16 protein-coding genes are annotated in these 17,182 nt (G+C 69.9%); 7 read left to right on the plus strand and 9 right to left on the minus strand.

Translation table 11 applies throughout. The features are described from left to right. Window positions 1–18: 18 nt before the first annotated feature. The 3 genes from ACQEWB_RS26060 to ACQEWB_RS26070 all read right to left on the minus strand — a co-directional run bounded on the left by ACQEWB_RS26060 (window position 19) and on the right by ACQEWB_RS26070 (window position 2,935). Window positions 19–402 (minus strand): DoxX family protein, encoded by a 384-nt coding sequence (locus ACQEWB_RS26060; protein WP_432834964.1) that lies wholly within the window; start codon window positions 400–402, stop codon window positions 19–21. Between the two features lie 71 nt (window positions 403–473). After that, window positions 474–2,042 (minus strand): ABC transporter permease, encoded by a 1,569-nt coding sequence (locus ACQEWB_RS26065; protein WP_432834966.1) that lies wholly within the window; start codon window positions 2,040–2,042, stop codon window positions 474–476. Continuing rightward, a complete protein-coding gene (locus ACQEWB_RS26070) occupies window positions 2,039–2,935 on the minus strand; it encodes an ABC transporter ATP-binding protein (RefSeq protein WP_432834968.1) in 897 nt (298 codons plus the stop codon). Before ACQEWB_RS26070 ends, ACQEWB_RS26065 begins: the two co-directional genes overlap by 4 nt. Before the next feature lie 73 nt (window positions 2,936–3,008). Here ACQEWB_RS26070 and ACQEWB_RS26075 point away from each other — a divergent pair, with 73 nt between their 5' ends. Then, a complete protein-coding gene (locus ACQEWB_RS26075; protein ID WP_432834970.1) occupies window positions 3,009–3,503 on the plus strand; it encodes a GbsR/MarR family transcriptional regulator in 495 nt (164 codons plus the stop codon). A 12-nt stretch (window positions 3,504–3,515) separates the two neighbouring features. Here the strand turns inward: ACQEWB_RS26075 and ACQEWB_RS26080 are convergent, their stop codons facing one another. Next, a complete protein-coding gene (locus ACQEWB_RS26080) occupies window positions 3,516–5,027 on the minus strand; it encodes an APC family permease (RefSeq protein WP_432834972.1) in 1,512 nt (503 codons plus the stop codon). A 150-nt stretch (window positions 5,028–5,177) separates the two neighbouring features. Between ACQEWB_RS26080 and ACQEWB_RS26085 the strand changes: the two genes are divergently transcribed. The 3 genes from ACQEWB_RS26085 to ACQEWB_RS26095 are packed head-to-tail and all read left to right on the plus strand — an operon-like array spanning window position 5,178 to window position 7,965. Continuing rightward, window positions 5,178–6,563: an ethanolamine ammonia-lyase subunit EutB gene (locus ACQEWB_RS26085; protein WP_432834974.1), complete on the plus strand. Its 1,386-nt coding sequence runs from the start codon at window positions 5,178–5,180 to the stop codon at window positions 6,561–6,563. Continuing rightward, window positions 6,560–7,318: an ethanolamine ammonia-lyase subunit EutC gene (eutC, locus tag ACQEWB_RS26090; RefSeq protein ID WP_432834976.1), complete on the plus strand. Its 759-nt coding sequence runs from the start codon at window positions 6,560–6,562 to the stop codon at window positions 7,316–7,318. Before ACQEWB_RS26085 ends, eutC begins: the two co-directional genes overlap by 4 nt. A gap of 35 nt (window positions 7,319–7,353) precedes the next feature. Then, complete coding sequence (locus ACQEWB_RS26095; RefSeq protein WP_432834978.1) at window positions 7,354–7,965, plus strand: Uma2 family endonuclease; 612 nt, start codon at window positions 7,354–7,356, stop codon at window positions 7,963–7,965. Here ACQEWB_RS26095 and ACQEWB_RS26100 read toward each other — a convergent pair. After that, window positions 7,946–8,836, minus strand: coding sequence for a diacylglycerol kinase family protein (locus ACQEWB_RS26100; RefSeq protein WP_432834980.1), 891 nt, complete (start codon window positions 8,834–8,836; stop codon window positions 7,946–7,948). The genes ACQEWB_RS26095 and ACQEWB_RS26100 overlap by 20 nt on opposite strands. 196 nt (window positions 8,837–9,032) lie before the next feature. Between ACQEWB_RS26100 and ACQEWB_RS26105 the strand changes: the two genes are divergently transcribed. Together ACQEWB_RS26105 and ACQEWB_RS26110 are read left to right on the plus strand one after the other, a co-directional pair. Further along, window positions 9,033–10,316: an adenylosuccinate synthase gene (locus ACQEWB_RS26105; protein ID WP_432834982.1), complete on the plus strand. Its 1,284-nt coding sequence runs from the start codon at window positions 9,033–9,035 to the stop codon at window positions 10,314–10,316. 152 nt (window positions 10,317–10,468) lie between these two features. Continuing rightward, window positions 10,469–12,289 carry a bifunctional metallophosphatase/5'-nucleotidase gene (locus ACQEWB_RS26110; protein WP_432834984.1) on the plus strand — a complete coding sequence of 607 codons (1,821 nt, stop codon included), beginning with the start codon at window positions 10,469–10,471 and terminating at the stop codon, window positions 12,287–12,289. Window positions 12,290–12,349: 60 nt separating this feature from the next. Here the strand turns inward: ACQEWB_RS26110 and ACQEWB_RS26115 are convergent, their stop codons facing one another. The 3 genes from ACQEWB_RS26115 to ACQEWB_RS26125 all read right to left on the minus strand — a co-directional run bounded on the left by ACQEWB_RS26115 (window position 12,350) and on the right by ACQEWB_RS26125 (window position 16,056). Continuing rightward, the gene (locus ACQEWB_RS26115) at window positions 12,350–13,741 is read right to left on the minus strand and encodes a HupE/UreJ family protein (protein WP_432834986.1); all 1,392 of its coding nucleotides are present in this window, start codon (window positions 13,739–13,741) and stop codon (window positions 12,350–12,352) included. After that, a complete protein-coding gene (locus ACQEWB_RS26120; RefSeq protein WP_432834988.1) occupies window positions 13,738–15,039 on the minus strand; it encodes a DUF3500 domain-containing protein in 1,302 nt (433 codons plus the stop codon). Before ACQEWB_RS26120 ends, ACQEWB_RS26115 begins: the two co-directional genes overlap by 4 nt. Window positions 15,040–15,201: 162 nt before the next feature. Then, window positions 15,202–16,056 (minus strand): NAD(P)H-binding protein, encoded by an 855-nt coding sequence (locus ACQEWB_RS26125; RefSeq protein ID WP_432834990.1) that lies wholly within the window; start codon window positions 16,054–16,056, stop codon window positions 15,202–15,204. A gap of 153 nt (window positions 16,057–16,209) precedes the next feature. Between ACQEWB_RS26125 and ACQEWB_RS26130 the strand changes: the two genes are divergently transcribed. Next, a complete protein-coding gene (locus tag ACQEWB_RS26130) occupies window positions 16,210–16,500 on the plus strand; it encodes a hypothetical protein (RefSeq protein ID WP_432834992.1) in 291 nt (96 codons plus the stop codon). 9 nt (window positions 16,501–16,509) lie between these two features. Here ACQEWB_RS26130 and ACQEWB_RS26135 read toward each other — a convergent pair whose 3' ends face one another. Further along, on the minus strand, window positions 16,510–17,160 hold the full coding sequence (locus tag ACQEWB_RS26135) for a hypothetical protein (protein WP_432834994.1): 651 nt from the start codon (window positions 17,158–17,160) through the stop codon (window positions 16,510–16,512). Window positions 17,161–17,182 lie beyond the last annotated feature (22 nt).

Consider the following 17,182-nt stretch of genomic DNA (forward strand, 5'->3'; position numbering starts at 1 on the left):
TGGCCCCCTGCGCACCGGTCAGCCGGTGAAGGACTCCGGGCCGAAGCGGCCCCACGCGACGAACACCGCGAGTGCCAGATAGACCACGTTCACCGCGACGAGCGCGAACTCTCCCCTGCGTCCGTGGGTGATCATCGCACCGAGCATGAGGACGATCCAGCAGATCGCCGTCACCGGCACCAGCACCGGCGCGATGCTGAGGGCGGCGGTCAGCACCAGGCCCGCCGCGGCGAGGAGTTCGAGCACGCCCAGCGTCCTGACGAAGCCGACGCCCACGTCCGCGGTCCAGCCGCCGCCGTGCAGCGCGGCCAGCCTCTCCACGGGCACGAACGTCTTGGTGACGCCGCCGGTCAGGGCCACCACGGCCAGCAGTCCGGCGGCGATCCACAGTGCGAGGTTCATCGTCCACTCCTTGATCGGGGTTGCCTGCGTCCCCGAGACGAGAGAGCGGCCTCGTCTGTGACATCCGTACGTCAGGTGGTCAGGTCGCGCCGCCGCAGCCCCGCAAGGCCGGCCCCCACCAGCCCCACGGCCAGCGCGAGCAGCACCAGCACCGGCCCCCACTCCATCCCGCCGCCCGGCAGCTTCGGCAGATGGCCGAAGGGTGAGAGGTCCAGAACGAGCTGCGGGGCGTCGAGGGCCGGGCCCACCCAGCCGATCAGCAGGACGGCCACCGCGACTCCCCAGGCGCCAGGTGCCAGTCGGGGCGCGAGGCCGTACAGCAGGACCGTCAGGCCGCCGATCACCCAGATCGCCGGGAGCTGGACCAGACAGGCGCCGAGGATCGGGCCGACCTGCTTGCCGTAGCCGACCGCGAAGCCCAGGCCGGCGAGCAGCATGATCAGGGCGGATCCGGCGAAGGCGATCGTCAGGTGGCCGGCCGCCCAGCGCAGGCGGCCAACGGCGTTGGCCAGCACCGGTTCCGCGCGCGACGACGTCTCCTCGCCGTGCAGCCGCAGCACCGACGCGACGACGTACAGGGCCGCGATCAGGCCCAGCATCCCGACCATCGAGGCGAGGAACGCGTCCGTCAACCCGCTCTGGCCGCCCATCCGTTCGAAGACCTCGCGGGCGTTCTCGTTGTCGCCGACCAGGTCGGCCACGCCGTCGGTGAGTCCGCCGTAGACGACCCCGGCGAGGAAGAAGCCGGCCGACCAGCCCAGCACACCGCCCCGCTGGAGCCGCCAGGCCAGCGCACCCGCCGTGCCGAGCCGCCCGACGGCCGGTCCCGGCCGCGTCGGCAGGAAGCTCATGCCGACATCCCGGCGGCCCGCCAACTCGTAGGCGACGAAGGCCTGTACGCCCACCGCCGCCGCGAACAGCAGCAGCACCCACCAGCGTTCGTCCGCGTACGGCCGCAGGTTCTCCAGCCAGCCGAGCGGGGAGAGCCAGGTCAGCACCGACGAACCGTCGGTCGAGGCCGAGTCGCCCGCCGCGCGCAGTACGAAAGCGGCGCCGAGTACGGCCGCCGTGAGCCCGCGGGCCAGCCGGGCGCTCTCCGTCAGCTGGGCGACGATCGCCGCCATCGTCGCGAAGAGCATTCCCACGGCCGCGATCCCGAGCCCGAAGGCCACCGCGCCCGCGACCCCCTGTCCGGCCAGGCCGGCCACAACCAGCAGCGCCAGTACGGCATTTGCGACCGCCGCCGCCAGCAGGGCCGCCGTCAGCGAGGCCCGCCGGCCCACCGCGCCGGAGGCGATGAGCTCCTGCCGGCCGCTCTCCTCCTCGTCCCGGGTGTGGCGTACGACGACCAGCAGGGACGTGACGGCGGCGAGCGCCCCGGCGAAGACGCCGACGCGCCAGGCCGTGAGTGCGCCCAGGGAGTCGTCGAAGACGGGGCCGATGAGGGCGCGGAAGGAGGCGTTGGTGGCGACCTGGTGCAGCAGGTCGGCGCGCTCGGACGCGGTGCCGTACAGGCCCTTCAGGGTGCTCGGCATAGAGAGGATCATCAGGGCGTTGACCGCCACCCACACCGGGATCATCACCCGGTCCCGGCGCAGCGAGAAGCGCAGGAGCACGCCGGTGCCCGTGAGGGAGGTCATCGCGCCGCTCCCTCTTCCTGGTAGTGGCGCAGGAACAGCTCCTCCAGGGTGGGCGGCGTCGAGGTGAGGGACCGCACGCCGGACTCGCTCAACTGCCGTAGCACCGCGTCGAGTTTGTCCGTGTCGACCTGCAACCTCACCCGCTTTCCCTGTACGTCGAGGTCGTGCACGCCGGGCAGCTGGGCCAACCCGTTGGGCGGGCCCGCGAGTTCGGCCGTCACGCTGGTCCGCGTCAGGTGGCGCAGGTCGGCCAGCGAACCGGTCTCCACCGTGCGGCCGTTGCGGATGATGCTCACCCGGTCGCAGAGCTCCTCGACCTCGCTGAGGATGTGCGAGGAGAGCAGGACGGTACGGCCGCGGTCGCGCTCCTCCTCGACGCAGCGCTGGAAGACCTCCTCCATCAGCGGGTCCAGGCCGGAGGTCGGCTCGTCGAGGATCAGCAGGTCCACGTCCGAGGCGAAGGCGGCGACCAGGGCGACCTTCTGCCGGTTGCCCTTCGAGTACGTCCGCCCCTTCTTCGTCGGGTCCAGCTCGAAGCGGTCGATCAGCTCGGCCCGGCGGCCGGCGTCGAGTCCCCCGCGGAGGCGGCCGTACAGGTCGATGACCTCGCCGCCGGAGAGGTTCCGCCACAGGGTGACGTCCCCGGGGACGTACGCGATCCGGCGGTGCGCCTCCACCGCGTCCCGCCACGGGTCGCGGCCCAGCACCTGCGCGGCGCCGGAGTCGGCGCGCAGCAGGCCGAGCAGGACGCGGATGGCGGTGGACTTCCCGGCGCCGTTCGGGCCGAGGAAGCCGTGCACCTCACCGGTCTCGACGTCCAGGTCGAGGCCGTCCAGCGCGTGGGTCCGGCCGAAGGACTTGTGGAGTCCGGCGACCGTGATTGCCTTCGTCATGGTTCCGAACGTACGCTTCTTTCAGAAATTTGTGAAGTTAAGGAAGCGTATGAACCCCGGTTAGGGTGGTGGCATGACGGAGTCGAAGGCGGTGGGGCGGGATCCGGAGGCGGTCTCGCGGTTCGTCGAGCGTTTCGCGGCGCAACTCGTGGAAGCCGGTCTGCCGCGCATGCCGGCCCGGGTCTTCGCCGCGCTGCTCGCCTCCGACAGCGGCGCCCTCACCTCCGCCGAGCTGAGTGAGCAACTGCGGATCAGCCCGGCGGGCGTGTCCGGCGCGGTGCGTTATCTCGCGCAGGTGCACATGCTCTCGCGCGAGCGGGAGCCCGGATCGCGGCGGGAGCGGTACCGGGTGCACAGTGACCAGTGGTACCAGGCGCTCGCCAACCGCGAGGCGGTCATCAAGCGGTGGGAGGACGCCCTGCGCGAGGGTGTGGCCAGCCTGGGCGCCGGGACACCGGCGGGGCACAGGCTGGCCGAGACCCTCGCGTTCTTCGAGTTCATCGAGAAGGACGTCGCGATGATGATGGAGCGGTGGCGGATCCACCGGGACAAGCTCTTCGGCGGCTGAACCCCCGGGGGGTCACCGCTCCTTGGTCTCCTCCAGGACCGTCCGGCCCAGGAGGAGGTAGCGCTCGGGGGAGCGTCGCTTGAGGTACTGCGCGTAGCCGACGCCCGTCGCCGCGACCGCCGCCACCAGCCACGGCGTCGCCTTCAGGAGCAGCGAACCGGACTCCGAGCCGGCCGCGACGCTCATGTTGGACACCAGCAGCACGACCACGGCGAGCATCGCGACGCCGCCGACCAGCGGGGCGGTGAAGGTCCGGAACCAGTGCCGGCTCTCGGGGTGGTGCTTGCGGAAGTAGACCAGCACCGCGAACGAGCAGACCGCCTGCACGATCAGGATCGCCATCGTGCCGAGGATGGCGAGCAGGACGTAGAGGGCGTTGGCCGGGTCCTTGCTGGTGGCCCAGAACGCGAGGATCAGCACGGCGCTGATCACCGTCTGCACCAGGCCCGCGATGTGCGGGGAGCCGTGCCTGGCGTGGGTGCGGCCGACGGTGTGCTGGAGCTTCGGCAGCACGCCCTCGCGGCCCAGCGCGTACATGTAGCGGGCTGCGCAGTTGTGGAAGGCCATGCCGCAGGCCAGCGAGCCGGTGATCATCAGCCACTGCATGAGGTCGACCGCCCAGTGGCCGACGTAGTGCTCGGTGGGGTTGAAGAACAGCGCGAGCGGGTTCGCCGAGGAGGCGACCTTGACGGCCTCCGTCTCGCCGTTGCCGATGATGGCCATCCAGGAGACGAAGACGTAGAAGACGCCGACGCCGAGGACCGAGATCATCGTCGCCTTGGGGATGATCCGCTTCGGGTCGCGGGACTCCTCGCCGTACATCGCGGTCGACTCGAAGCCGACCCAGGACCAGAAGGCGAAGAAGAGGCCGAGACCGGCGGACGTCCCCTTGAAGGCGTTGACCGGGTTGACCGGGCCGAAGGTGAAGCCGTGCGGGCCGCCGCCGTGCAGGGCGACCGAGATCGCCATCGCCGCGAGGACGGTCACCTCGGTGCCCAGCAGGACCACGAGGAGCTTCTCGGCGACCGAGACGCCGAACCAGGTGCCCACCGAGTTGACGGCGAGCATGACGAGCGCGAAGGCCCACCACGGGATGTCAAGTCCCGTCTGGTCCTTGAGGGTTCCGGTGGCGAAGGTCGAGAAGATACCGATCAGCGCCGGCTCGAACACGGCGTACGCGAAGGTGGCCAGCAGCCCCGAGGCGAGCCCGGCGGTGCGGCCGAGGCCGTAGGAGATGAAGCCGTAGAAGGCGCCCGTGGAGGTGATGTGCTTCGCCATCGACGTGAAGCCGACGGAAAAGATTGCCAGTACGACCATTGCGACGAGGTAGCTCGCCGGGGCGCCGATGCCGTTGCCGGACGACACCATGAAGGGCACGTTGCCGGTCATGGCGGTGATCGGGGCGGCGGTGGCGACGGCCATGAAGACCACGCCGAGCAGGCCCACCGCGTTGGGCTTGAGCCGGTGAACCGTGCTGTCGCCGTCGGATTTCGTCGCCGGGGCGACTCCCTCGTCCACTGCCATCGGGCTGGCCCCTCTCCTGGTGATCGGCTGGTGCGCTGAACCGGAACTCTGTAGGCCGAATGAGTCGAGCAAGGGTCTCGGGGCGTTAAATGTTTGTCAACCAGACCTTTAGAAATCTGGCGGCAACACGTCACTCGTACGGTCGCCGCCATGAGCTCGTACTCCTCCTCCGTCGGCGGCCACAGCTTCCGCTTCGACTCCCTCGCGCGCCTGCTGGCCGCCGCGAGCCCCGAGCGCTCCGGCGACCGCCTCGCCGGGCTCGCAGCCGCGAGCGCCCAGGAGCGGGTGGCGGCCCGCTGGGCCCTCGCGGAGGTGCCGCTGGCGACCTTCCTGACCGAGCCGGTGATCCCGTACGAGACCGACGACGTCACCCGGCTGATCCTCGACACGCATGACGCGGCTGCCTTCGCGCCGGTGGCGGGGATGACGGTCGGGGAGCTCAGGGAGTGGCTGCTGGCGGCGGACGGCCCGGCCCTGGCGGCGGTGGCGCCGGGGCTGACGCCCGAGATGGCCGCGGCCGTCTCCAAGCTGATGGGCAACGCGGATCTCGTCGCCGTCGCGCGCAAGGTGCGGGTGGTGACGGCGTTCCGTTCGACGATCGGGCTGCCGGGTCGGCTGGCGACCCGGCTCCAGCCCAACCACCCCACCGACGACCCGGCGGGCGTGGCGGCCGCGCTGCTCGACGGTCTGCTGCTGGGCTCCGGCGACGCGGTGATCGGCATCAACCCGGCGACGGACAGCCCGAAGGCGGTGCGGGGGCTGCTGGAGCTGTTGGACGGGGTGATCGGGCGGTACTCGATTCCCACCCAGAGCTCAGTGCTATGTCATATATCAATGAGCGTGCAACTGATGGCCCAGGGCGCCCCCGTCGACCTGGTCTTCCAGTCCATCGCCGGCACCCAGGCCGCCAACGCCTCCTTCGGCGTCACCCTCGACCTGCTGGACGAGGCGCACCAGGCGGCCCTCGCGCTGGACCGCGGCACCGTCGGCCGCAATGTCATGTACTTCGAGACCGGCCAGGGCAGCGCGCTCTCGGCCGACGCGCATCACGGGGTGGACCAGCAGACGGTGGAGGCGCGGGCGTACGCGGTGGCCCGCCGCTACGACCCCCTGCTGGTGAACACCGTCGTCGGCTTTATCGGCCCGGAGTACCTGTACGACGGCCGGCAGATCCTCCGCGCCGCCCTGGAGGACCACTTCTGCGGCAAGCTGCTCGGCCTGCCCATGGGCCTCGACATCTGCTACACCAACCACGCCGACGCCGATGACGACGACATCGCGACCATGCTGACCATGCTCGGCGTCGCGGGCGCCTCGTTCGTGATCTGCACGCCGGGCGGCGACGACATCATGCTCAACTACCAGTCGGCCTCGTACCACGACGCGTTGTACCTGCGCGAGGTCCTCGGCCTGCGGCCGGCGCCGGAGTTCGAGGCGTGGCTGGAGTCGATCGGGCTGCTGGACGAGCGGGGGGCCATCAAGGAGGCGTCCGGGGCGCATCCCCTGACCGCGATCGGAAGGGAACTGGCGGCATGAGTGAAGTGACCCTGCCGGGCGGTGAGTTGTGGTCGGTGCTGCGCAGCCGCACCCAGGCCCGGATCGGCCTGGGCCGGGCGGGCTCGGCGCTCCCCACCCGCCACCGCCTCGCCCTCCAGACCGCGCACGCGGCCGCCCGGGACGCCGTGCACTCGCCGTTCGAGCCGGACGCGGTGGCGGCGGGGCTGGCGGGGATGCCGACGGTACGGGTGCGCAGCGCGGCGGGTGACCGGCTGACGTATCTCCAGCGCCCCGACCTGGGCCGCCGCCTCGATCCCGCGGACCGGGCCCATCTGCCCACCGGCGACTGGGACATGGTGTTCGTGGTCGCCGACGGGCTGTCCAGCCGGGCGGTGCACGAGCACGCGGCGGCGATGGTGCGGGCGACGGCGGAGCGGCTGGCGGGGTGGACCATCGCGCCGGTGGTCCTGGCCGAACAGGCCCGCGTGGCCCTCGGCGACGACGTGGCGCATGCCATGGGTGCGGCGATGGTGGTCGTGCTGGTGGGGGAACGGCCGGGGATGTCGGCGGCGGACTCGCTGGGGGCTTATCTGACGTACCGGCCGACGCCGGGAGTGACGACGGACGCGGATCGCAACTGCCTGAGCAACATCCGGCCGCCGCTGGGGCTGACGTATGAGACGGCGGCGGGGAAGCTGGCGGGGTTGATGGGGAGGGGGCGTGAGCTGGGGGTTACGGGGGTGGGGCTGAAGGACGAAAGCGATCACGGGGGTGTATGCGACCGGCTACTCTGAGTTGCGGCTGGTTCACATCAACGGGAGAGCGCATCATGACACTCATGGCAGAGCGACCGGTGATCAGCGACATCGAGCCGAGTGGCGGTTTCGAGGAACTCCTGGAGGTCCTCGACGAGCTGCAGGTGCCCGACGGCTACAAAGCCGAGATCATCAGGGGGAGCATCGTCGTGACGCCGTGGTCGAAGGCCTACTACTTCGACGTCCTGGAGCTGGTGTGCGATCAACTGAGGCCCCACCTTCCCGAAGGGCATCGGATCAGTGCCAATCCGTTCCTGTACGTGTTTCCGGGTTCGGAACGTGCCTATGGTCCCGACATTCATGCGGCGCACCGAAGCGTCAGTCGGCATACGAGTAACCACTTGGACGGCGAAGCTCTGTCCTTCGTCGCAGAGCTCACCTCGCCCTCCACTCGGAAAGACGACCTGACCGACAAGGTCGAGGTCTACGCCAAGGCGGGCGTTCCTGTGTATCTGATCCTCGACATGCAAGAGGAGCAGGCCATCGTCTACGGATCTCCCTCTGCCAAGGGATACGAGGATCGCTCCACCAAGCCGTTCGGAGAGAAGATCCACATCCCGGCCCCGTTCGACTGCATGCTCGACACCACCGGCTTCCAGCGCCCCCCTACCCCACCGGCAAAGTAAGCCCCCAAGCCCCCTCCCGCACCACCCACGTCCGCGTCCGCACCGGCCCCGCCAGCACTGTGTCCGCCCGGTACCGGAAATCCGCGCCCGACACCTTCACCGTCCGCCCCCGCGCGCACAGCGGTGACGCCTCCGCGCCGACCGAGAGCGGGCGTACCTCCACCGTCGCGAGGCCCGATGTCCCCGGGGTGACCGAGACGGCCTCCACCGGCTGATCCAGGTCCACCAGTGTGACGCCGTCGACCTCGACCCGTAGCCGGGCGGGGCCGGGCCGGCGGGGGGCCACGGCGAGCGGCTCGCGCAGGGAGCGCGCCGGCACCAGGGTCCGTACCAGCGACTGGCATGTCCGCAGCCACGACGCGTGCCCCGCGTCGGAGGCGGGTGACGGCATCCGCTCCTTCGGCGGAGCCTCCCGACCCGCCGGGAGGGACGGGAGCCGCAGCGCGCCCAGGACCACCCCGTCGCTGTCGTCCACGAGCAGGTCCATCCGCCGTACGACGCCGTCGAGCACCGCCCGAGCCGCCGCCACGGTCCCTGTGGGCACCCCGAGGGCGGACGCCAGGGTCAGCGCGCCGCCCACCGGCACCATCGACAGCGCACATCCGGCCAGCTCCCGCTGCCGGTGCAAAAGGGACACCGTCCGCAGCAGGGTCCGGTCGTCGCCGACTACCACCGGGCGGCGCGAGCCCCGCCGGGCCAGTACCCGGGCGAACTCCTCGGGGTCCTCCGGCAGGCACACCTTCGTCGCCGCACCCGCGCTGAGCACGTCTTTCACGATTCGGACGGACTCTCCGTCCGTCCGGCGGGCCACCGGATCGATGACCACCAGCAGCTGATCGGAGTGCGCCTCGGAAGTCGCGGAAGTCGCCACCTCGGTCCTGCCTCGCTTCCTCGGGTAGCATCTTTGTGCAAGAGCCCCTTGCGCTATTGCGCCAGGGGCTTCGTCTATTCCGGGGCATCCGGTCCGACGGGTTGCGGCCAACGGAGGTCGCCGGTGTACGAGGCACATGCCGTGCCGCGTACGCCCCTGACCTTGGACATGCCCCGCCCGGAAGGGGTGTACGCGCGTGCCCGCACTTGTGCTGCTCGGTGCTCAGTGGGGTGACGAAGGCAAGGGAAAGGCGACCGACCTGCTCGGTGGCTCAGTGGACTACGTAGTGCGATACCAGGGCGGCAACAACGCCGGCCACACGGTCGTCGTGGGCGACCAGAAGTACGCACTGCACCTGCTCCCTTCCGGAATTCTCTCCCCGGGGTGCACCCCGGTCATCGGCAATGGCGTTGTCATCGATCCCTCGGTCCTGTTCTCCGAGCTGAACGGACTGAACGAACGCGGCGTCGACACCTCCAAGCTCCTCATCAGCGGAAACGCGCACGTCATCACGCCTTACAACGTGACGGTGGACAAGGTGACGGAACGCTTCCTCGGGAAGCGGAAGATCGGGACCACGGGGCGGGGGATCGGGCCGACCTACGCCGACAAGATCAACCGCGTGGGCATCCGGATCCAGGACCTCTACGACGAGTCGATCCTCACCCAGAAGGTCGAGGCGGCGCTGGACGGCAAGAACCAGCTCCTCACCAAGGTCTTCAACCGCCGTGCCATCGAGGTCGGCCAGGTCGTGGACGAGCTGCTGACCTACGCGGACCGGCTCAAGCCGTACGTCGCCGACACGGTCCTGCTGCTCAACAACGCCCTGGAGCAGAACAAGGTCGTCCTCTTCGAGGGCGGTCAGGGCACGCTGCTGGACATCGACCACGGCACGTATCCGTTCGTGACCTCGTCGAACCCCACCGCGGGCGGTGCCTGCACCGGCGCCGGCGTCGGTCCGACGAAGATCAGCCGGGTCATCGGCATCCTCAAGGCGTACACCACCCGGGTCGGCTCGGGCCCGTTCCCGACCGAGCTGTTCGACGCGGACGGCGAGGCGCTGCGCCGGATCGGCGGCGAGCGGGGCGTGACCACCGGCCGTGACCGCCGCTGCGGCTGGTTCGACGCGGTGATCGCCCGGTACGCCACCCGCGTGAACGGCCTGACCGACTTCTTCCTCACCAAGCTCGACGTCCTGACGGGCTGGGAGGAGATCCCGGTCTGCGTCGCGTACGAGATCGACGGCGAGCGCGTCGAGGAGCTGCCGTACTCCCAGACCGACTTCCACCACGCGAAGCCGATCTACGAGTACCTCCCCGGGTGGAGCGAGGACATCACCAAGGCGAAGTCCTTCGCCGACCTCCCGAAGAACGCCCAGAACTACGTGAAGGCGCTGGAGGAGATGTCGGGCGCGCCGATCTCCGCCATCGGCGTCGGACCCGGGCGGGACGAGACGATCGAGATCAACTCGTTCCTGTAAATCCCTTATATCCCGCAGCTGTTGGGCCGGTCATGGACATCCTTGACCGGCCCATGGCTTGCTCCTGGTTCCGTACGGAACTGGCGGGACGCAACTATCTACGCGGGTAGTCCCGTCCGTCTCCAGTTCTTCTCCAGTCCCAGGAGTTCCGTATGCCTGTCAGTCCCCTGAACCGCCGGGAGTTCGTGAAGAAGTCGGCCGTCACCGGGGCGGCCGTCGCCGCCGCGGGAGCCGTCGGCACCGGTACCGCGCAGGCCGCCGAGCAGCACAGGCCCGGGAAGACGCCGAAGACCTGGTCGTTCTCCATCCTGGGCACCACCGACCTGCACAGCCACGTCTTCAACTGGGACTACTACACCAACGCGGCCCCGGTGAGCTCCAAGGGCGACACCTACGGCATCGCCCGTATCGCGACCCTGGTCAAGAACCTGCGCGCGGAGAAGGGCGAGGACCGGGTCCTGCTCGTCGACGCGGGCGACATCATCCAGGGCACCTCGCTGGCGTACTACTACGCGAACGTCGACCCCATCACGGGCAAGGACGGCAAGCGCGGCCCCAAGCACCCCATGGCCATCGCCATGAACGAGATGCGGTACGACGCCGCCGCGCTCGGCAACCACGAGTTCAACTACGGCATCGAGGTGCTGCGCAAGTTCGAGCAGCAGTGCCACTTCCCGCTGCTGGGTGCCAACGCGCTGGACGCGAAGACCCTCCGGCCCGCCTTCCAGCCGTACACCGTGAAGTGCGTGCGCGTGCCGGGCGCGCCGGACATCAAGGTCGGCATCCTCGGCCTGACCAACCCGGGCATCGCGCTGTGGGACAAGGACAACGTCTCCGGCAAGATGACCTTCACGGGGCTGGTCGAGCAGGCGAAGAAGTACGTCCCCCGGCTGCGCGCCCTCGGCTGTGACGTCGTCTTCCTCACCGACCACTCCGGCCTCGACGGCTCGACCTCGTGGGGCGACGAACTCCCGTACGTGGAGAACGCGTCGAACCTGGTCGCCGAGCAGGTGCCCGGCATCGACGCGATCCTCGTCGGGCACACGCACGTCGACGTCCCGACCTACACGGTGAAGAACGAGGAGACCGGCGAGGACGTCCTCCTCTCCGAGCCGTACTGCTACGGCTACCGCCTCTCGGTCTTCGACTTCGAGCTCGAACTCCAGCACGGCAGCTGGAAGGTGACGAGCAAGAAGGCGACCACGCTCAACAGCAACACGGTCGCGGAGGACGCGCGGATCACCGAACTCCTCACCGCCGACCACGAGTTGGTGGTCAAGTACGTCAACACGGCGATCGGCACCTGTACCGAGGACATGTCGACGGCGGAGGCTTGCTGGAAGGACGTGCCCGCCATCGACTTCATCCACCAGGTGCAGATGGAGACGGTGAAGGCCGGACTGTCGACGGCGGACGCGGCCCTCCCGCTGATCTCCGTCGCCGCCTGCTTCAGCCGCACCGCCGACATCCCGAAGGGCGACGTGACGATCCGCGACGTCGCCGGGCTCTACATCTACGAGAACACCCTGTACGGCAAGAAGCTCACCGGCGCCCAGCTCAAGGACTACCTGGAGTTCGCGGCGAAGTACTACCACCAGGTGCCGTCGGGCACGAAGGTCGACACCTCGACCGTCACCAACGCCAACAGCTTCTGGGACTACATGTACGACACGGCCGCCGGCGTCTCCTACGACATCGACATCGCGGCGGCCGAGGGGTCCAGGATCAAGAACCTCACCTACAACGGGGCCGCCGTCGCCGACGACCAGGTCTTCGTCGTGGCGGTCAACAACTACCGCGCCAACGGCGGCAGCGGCTACCCGCACATCGCCGCCGCCGAGTCCGCCTACAGCTCCACCAACCAGGTCCGCGACCTGATGATCGCCTACGCGACGGCGAAGGGCACGATCGACCCGACGACCTTCGCGGCGACCAACTGGAAGCTGACGCAGGACGGGACGGCGGTGTTCTAGCCGGAAGGCTTCACAGGAAAGCAGGAAAGGGGGAGGGGGCTCTCGCCGGGCCCCCTCCCCTCAGCCGACGAGCGCCGAGTTCCGGTCGGCGGACGGCTCCGCAGGCTCCGACGGTTCGGGCCCCGGTCGGTGGCGGGTGGCCAGCGTCCAGGCCGTCGCCGCCAATGCCGTCGCCGTCAGTGCGGCCAGCATCAGTGTCGTATGGGATCCCGCGCTGTCCGCCGCCCGCGCGACCGGGTTGGGCAGGCCCAGGCGGTCCAGGAGCCAGCCGACCGCCGCCGTCGCCGTGAGGATCGCGCCGGTCAGGCGGAGCCAGGGCTGGACGCGCAGGCGGGCCAGGACGAGCAGGGTCGGCAACGCCAGGCAGACCAGCAGGAGTTGGACCAGTTCGATGCCCAGGTTGAAGCCCAGGAGGCTGGTCACCAACTGCCCCGTGGACAGGTGCATCTCCGCGAGGACGAACGAGAACGCCATGCCGTGGCCCAGGCCGAAGACTCCGGCCACGATCGCCTCCCGGCCCGGGAAGAGCGGGCGGATCGCGTGCACCGCGCCGACCAGGATGCTCGCCGCGATGAACGCCTCCACCGGCCGGGAAGGGATGCCCAGACGGCCCAGCGCGGTGACGGCCAGGGCGACCGAGTGGCCGGCGGTGAAGGCGAGGGTGACGCGGCCGATGCGGGCGAGTGCGGAACGGGCGCCGACGACGCCGTTCCAGCGGCCGGCGGTGGCGGCCAGTGGCGCGGGGAGGAGAAGGATCAGCAGGAACAGCAGGTGGTCCGTGCCGGTGAGGATGTGGTCGCCGCCCAGTTTCACCATGGCGACGAAGCCGCGCCAGGCGCTGCCGGCGCCGAGGTCGACCTTCAGGGCCGGGACCTTCATGTGCCGGGTGTCGAGCGCGATCGTGCCGACCTGCGTGGTGCCCTTGCCGTCGACCCGGCCGGCGGCCCAGTCCTGACGTACCGTCACCAGGGCGACGTGCGTGACGACTTGGTGCACGATCCCGTCGTAGTCGAAGGTGAAGTGGCGTACGTCGGCCCCGGCCGGCGGGGTCAGCACCGCCTTCGCGACCAGCTCGCGGTACGGGCCGGTCGAGGTCTGTTGCGTGCGGCTGAGGCTCAGCGCGCCGATGGCCACCTTCCAGGCCTTGCCGGCGGTGGTGGTCGGGCGGATGTGTTCGAGGAGGTAGGCACGAACGGCCTCGGCCCTGGCGGGCAGTTGAGCCGCCGTGGTCTCGGTCAGGTCGATGCCGCTGGCGCGCGCGAGCTCGCCCACCGGCAGCTCCAGGCGCGCGGCGACCGAGGTCCGGTACACGTCCAGCTGCACCACCGAGTGCGGCATCGGATGCGCGGCGGCCGGCGACGCCCCGAGCAGGAGCGTCGCCGGTACCACGATCGCGATCCCGGCAACCAGGCGTAGCAGCGCTGTGGTCAGCCAGTTTCGCGGTCCGGTCATGAGAAGGAGAACTCGTTGCCGTAGTCGCGGGTGTGGTCGCGGTACACGGTGTGGTAGTGGATCTGGTCCTGGAAGACCACGCCGTTCTGGCAGACGAACTCGATCCAGACGCTGGGGCCGTCGATCCGGACGTAGTCGCCCTGGGTGGTCAGGTCCGTGCTGCCGGAGTACGAGACGTAGGTCTCGTCGAGCTCCTTGGCGTACGTCTTCATGAGCTGCGCGGCCGTGGCGTCGTCGACGTCGGCGACCCAGGGGTGGATGGCCGCCAGGACCAGCTTCTTCTGCTTCGGGGAGAGCTCGCTGACCTTGATGCCCTCCTTGGTCTCCGGGAAGTCGCCGTCCTTGCCGGGGCCGAGCAGCACGTCGCCGAAGGACTCGGACAGCTTGGCCGTGGCCAGCTGCTCGGTGCTCAGGCTGCCGGTCAGCTTCAGCAGGCCGCTGCGGAACTTGGCCAGCGGGGAGTACGTGGTGCCGTCGTCCGCGGTCCAGGTGGTCGGCTCGACACCGGTGAAGAACGGGCTCGCGCCCTCGACCTTGCCGTCCTTGTACGTGATGTTCACGGCGAGGTGGTGGCCGCCGAAGTGCAGCTGCCAGGTGCCGTCCGCCGAGGGGGTGCCCAGGAACGCCAGGTAGTAGTAGCCGCTGCCGTACGAGAAGCCTCCGGGGCCGCCGCCCGTGCCGCCGGAGGGCGGGGTGCCCGTCGGGGCGTCGGTGGAGGTCGCGCTCGGGTCCGCGGAGGCCGAGGCGGAGTCGGTGGCGGTGGCCGTGGCGGAGTCGGTGGCCGAGGGCTCGCTGGACGCGCTGTCCGTCGGGGCGGCCGAGGAGGAGCTGCTGCTCTCCGCCGCCGCGAGGACGTCGTCGGCCTTCATGGTCTGCAGGACGTGCTCGTAGCCGGTGTTCTTGCCGCTGCCCAGGGCCAGCTTCAACAGGTGCTCGGCGGCGGCCAGTTGGTCGTCGGTGAGCGAGCCGAAGTCGATGCCGGGGCGGCAGGTGCCGGCGCACGGGAGGTTCGACCAGGCGGTCGCGTTCGCCTGGGAGAAGTCGACCAGCGTCGACGACTGCTGGTCGGAGTCCAGGGTGTTCAGGAACGCGTTGGCGGCGCTGACCACGGCCGCGACGCCCTTGGCGTTCTTGTTGACGGGGCGCTGCGTGCCGACCGTCTTCTGCGTTCCGCCGCCGCTCGTCGATGCGTTTGCTACGGCGAATCCACCACCGACAAGCACCAGCGCGGTGGCGGCTCCGGCGATGGTCCGCCGGGTCCGCCTCGAGCGGACCTGGCGGGTTCTCTCTTTACTCACGAATCGCTCCCTATGGGCGAATTTCGGGCGCGCTACAGGCACTTGAGCCTGGCCTGCGCGATTGATGAGGACATTACCAACGCTTTTGTTGACACCTCAATGCAATCCGCAGGCTTATGTTTGGCGAATTCGCATATGGAATTGACAGGAAATTCCTATGGCTCATTTAAGGAAGGCGTGCGCGTGAATTCCGGCCCACTGCGCGAACGTCCGCGCCGGGCGCCCGAGCAGCTTCTGCGCCGTCGGCAGGACCTCCGCGCCCCGGTCGCTCTCCAGCGTGCGCCGCATGATCGCGTCGACGACCTCGGCCGGGAACCCGTACCGCTCCATGCCGGCCCGGGCGGCCTCCGCGGGCAGCGGGACGGCCCGCAGGTCGCGGTGCAACACGCCCGCGAGGACCCCGAGTTCCTCGACCGGCGTGAGGGACTGGGGCCCGCTCAGCTCGTGGGTCGCGCCCGCGTGGCCGTCGGTCGTCAGCGCCCGGGCCGCGATCTCCGCCAGGTCCGCCGGGTCGATGCTCGCCGCCGGGCGGTCCGCGAAGGGCATCGAGACCGAGTCGCCCGCCTTCAACTGGCCGATCCACTGAAGGGCGTTGGACATGAACCGGCCCGGGCGCAGGAGCGTCCAGGACCAGGCACGCGCTGTTACGGCCGCCTCCGCCTCCGAGTGCCAGCGGGCGATCACGTCGGAGCCCGCCCCGCCGTCCAGCACCGACAGCTTCACCACCCGCCGTACTCCCGCCCGCGCCGCCGCCTCCGCGAGCGCGAGGTCGTGCGTCGGGCCGGGGGCCGTACCCACCCCCTGGGCCGACATCAGGAAGGCGCCCTCGGCGCCCGCGAAGGCCGCGTCCAGGCTCGCCGGGTCGTCCGCGTCGCCGTACACCGCCCGGGCGCCCTCGGGCAGCCGCGCCCCGGACGGGCGGCGGGTCATCGCCCGTGCCGGATGTCCCGCGGCCGCCAGCTGCCGTACCAGCTCGCCGCCCACATGTCCCGTCGCGCCGGTCACCAGGATCGTCATCGCCGTCTCCCTTCGTGGGTTCCAGCGTGCGCACGGGGCCCTCACGGGTCGTCGTGCGAGGGGAGAATCCCGCCGTCCTCCGAGAGGAGTACGGAATATGTCGGGCATACCATGTAGATGCCGCGTATCGGTCTATCAGGGAAGGTGAGTGCCATGCGCGTGCTGCTGAAGGCTTCACTGAACACGGAGAAGGCCAACGAGGTCATACGGTCCGGCAAGATGCCCCAGCTGATGCAGGAGGCCATGGAGAACATCAAGCCCGAGGCCGCCTACTTCACCCTCGACCACGGTGTCCGCACCTGTTACCTGGTCTTCGACCTCAAGGACAGCTCCCAGATGCCCCCCATCGGCGAGCCCTTCTTCATGGACCTGGACGCCGAGATCGACATGACGCCGGTCATGAACCCCGAGGACCTGCAGAAGGGCCTCTCGCAGCTGCGGTGACGCCCGTACTCAGCTGAAGACGATCATCGACCCCTGCGCCAGACTCCGCGTCGCGGCCGCGTGCAGGCCCAGCCAGACGTGCCGTTCGCGGGCGAAGGGGCTGGGATCGTACGGCGCCGGGACGGCCGGTTCCTCCAACTCGGTGGGCGAGACGGGCGGCTGCGGGGCGGCCGGCGGGTTGGCCGGGTCGATGCCGATCGACGGGGCGACGTACTCGAGCTCGCGCAGCAGGGCCTGGGAGGAGCCCAGGGGGCCGCCGCCGGCGAGCAGTTCGTCGCTGGAGAGGGGCTGCGGGAAGTCCACCGGGACGTACGCGCCCGCGTGGTCGTAGTGCCAGACCAGGTGGGACTGCTGGGCCGTGGCCTCGAACATCTCCAGCAACTGCTCGTAGTCGCCGCCCAGTTCGTCGACGGGCGTCATGGGCAGCCCGCAGACCTGGAGCAGGTACACGCGGCGCAGGAAGTGCAGCGCGTCGTAGTCGAAGCCGGCCACCGGGGCGACCTCGCCGGACAGGCCCGGCATGTACTGGTAGACCGGCACCGGCGGCAGACCGGCGGCGGTGAGCACGTTGTTGTACTGCGCGAGTTCCTCGGCGAAGGGATTGTCGGGGGTGTGGCACAACACGTCGACGAGCGGTACCAGCCACAGGTCACAGGCCAAAGAAGGCTCCTCGTACAGCGGG

Source organism: Streptomyces sp. CA-249302 (genome assembly GCF_050936785.1).
GTDB lineage: Bacteria > Actinomycetota > Actinomycetes > Streptomycetales > Streptomycetaceae > Streptomyces.

Coding starts and splice junctions, on each gene's coding strand:
- ACQEWB_RS26125 (WP_432834990.1), bottom strand. CDS start 16,056: ATGACGATCCTGGTGACCGGCGCGACGGGACATGTGGGCGGCGAGCTG.
- ACQEWB_RS26095 (WP_432834978.1), top strand. CDS start 7,354: ATGACACTCATGGCAGAGCGACCGGTGATCAGCGACATCGAGCCGAGT.
- ACQEWB_RS26070 (WP_432834968.1), bottom strand. CDS start 2,935: ATGACGAAGGCAATCACGGTCGCCGGACTCCACAAGTCCTTCGGCCGG.
- ACQEWB_RS26130 (WP_432834992.1), top strand. CDS start 16,210: ATGCGCGTGCTGCTGAAGGCTTCACTGAACACGGAGAAGGCCAACGAG.
- ACQEWB_RS26060 (WP_432834964.1), bottom strand. CDS start 402: ATGAACCTCGCACTGTGGATCGCCGCCGGACTGCTGGCCGTGGTGGCC.
- ACQEWB_RS26115 (WP_432834986.1), bottom strand. CDS start 13,741: ATGACCGGACCGCGAAACTGGCTGACCACAGCGCTGCTACGCCTGGTT.
- ACQEWB_RS26080 (WP_432834972.1), bottom strand. CDS start 5,027: ATGGCAGTGGACGAGGGAGTCGCCCCGGCGACGAAATCCGACGGCGAC.
- ACQEWB_RS26085 (WP_432834974.1), top strand. CDS start 5,178: ATGAGCTCGTACTCCTCCTCCGTCGGCGGCCACAGCTTCCGCTTCGAC.
- eutC (WP_432834976.1), top strand. CDS start 6,560: ATGAGTGAAGTGACCCTGCCGGGCGGTGAGTTGTGGTCGGTGCTGCGC.
- ACQEWB_RS26110 (WP_432834984.1), top strand. CDS start 10,469: ATGCCTGTCAGTCCCCTGAACCGCCGGGAGTTCGTGAAGAAGTCGGCC.
- ACQEWB_RS26075 (WP_432834970.1), top strand. CDS start 3,009: ATGACGGAGTCGAAGGCGGTGGGGCGGGATCCGGAGGCGGTCTCGCGG.
- ACQEWB_RS26065 (WP_432834966.1), bottom strand. CDS start 2,042: ATGACCTCCCTCACGGGCACCGGCGTGCTCCTGCGCTTCTCGCTGCGC.